The organism is Micromonospora sp. NPDC052213 (genome assembly GCF_040679695.1).
Classification (GTDB): Bacteria; Actinomycetota; Actinomycetes; order Mycobacteriales; family Micromonosporaceae; genus Micromonospora.
Genome location: NZ_JBFAVI010000429.1, coordinates 1 through 1,008 on the forward strand (window position 1 = coordinate 1; position 1,008 = coordinate 1,008).

Below are 1,008 nucleotides of genomic sequence, written 5' to 3' on the forward strand. Positions count from 1 at the left end.
CCGTGGACGACCCGGGCGGCACGGCGCGGACCGCCGGCATCTCGGTCAACTCGCCGCTGCGGCTCGGCTCGGCGAACGTCTACCTGCTCGGCAACGGCTACGCGCCGCTGCTGAAGTACACCGACAAGTACGGCCGCAGCCAGACCAGCGAGGCGCCGTTCCTGCGTACCGGCGACTCCAACGCGACCGAGGAGGGCGTGGCGATCTTCCCGGACGCCAACGTCGACCCGAAGACCGGCGCGCGGGCCCCGGACCAGCAGATCGCCTTCGACGGGCTCTACCTGCCCACCGGGCCGGAGAGCGCGCCGTACGTGGCGTCGCAGTACCCGGCCGAGCGCAACCCGATGGTGAACCTGACCGCGTACCGGGGGAACCTCGGGATGGACGCCGGCATCCCCGGCTCGGTATACGCGCTGGACCGGCGGCAGATCGACGACGGCAAGCTCAAGGAGATCGGCACCAAGCTGCTGCGGCCGGGGGAGAAGTGGACCCTCGACGACGGCAGCACGCTGGAGTTCGTCGGCACCAAGCCGTACATCACGCTCGCGGTCCGGCACGCGCCCGGGCAGACGCTGCTGCTGGTGGCCAGCGGCACGCTGCTGCTGGGCCTGATGGGCTCGCTGTTCGCCCGGCGGCGACGGGTGTGGTTCCGGGTTTCGCCCCCGGAGGGTGGATCTCCGACGGGCGGTAGTAGTTTGGTGGAGGCCGGTGGGCTGCCGCGCACCGAGCACCCAGGGTTCGCCGACGAGTTCGCGCAGCTCGTCGCCGCGGTGAGCGGCGACGAGCCGGACGCGCGGCGGGCGCGAGAAGGAGACGAGTGATGTCCGCACTCTCCGACCAGCTGGTCGCGTACGCGATCCTGGTGTACCTGATCGCGATGATCAGCCACGCCGTGGAGTTCGCGCTGGGCAACGCGCGGAAGGTCCCCGCGGCCGCGCCCGCGCGGGAACTGGTCGGCGCGGGCGTCGGCGGCGCCGGCGGCACCGTCGACGAGCCGGCCGCGCCGCC

General features: G+C 72.7%; 1 protein-coding gene and 1 pseudogene. Both read left to right on the forward strand.

Annotated features, from left to right (window positions below; translation table 11 throughout):
- On the forward strand, nt 1-821 hold an 821-nt coding region (locus AB0L34_RS34505; RefSeq protein ID WP_363709884.1), incomplete at its 5' end, for a cytochrome c biogenesis protein ResB.
- Nucleotides 821-1,008 (forward strand): annotated as a pseudogene (locus AB0L34_RS34510) (c-type cytochrome biogenesis protein CcsB); the annotation flags it as partial. The gene AB0L34_RS34505 and the pseudogene AB0L34_RS34510, both read left to right, overlap by 1 nt.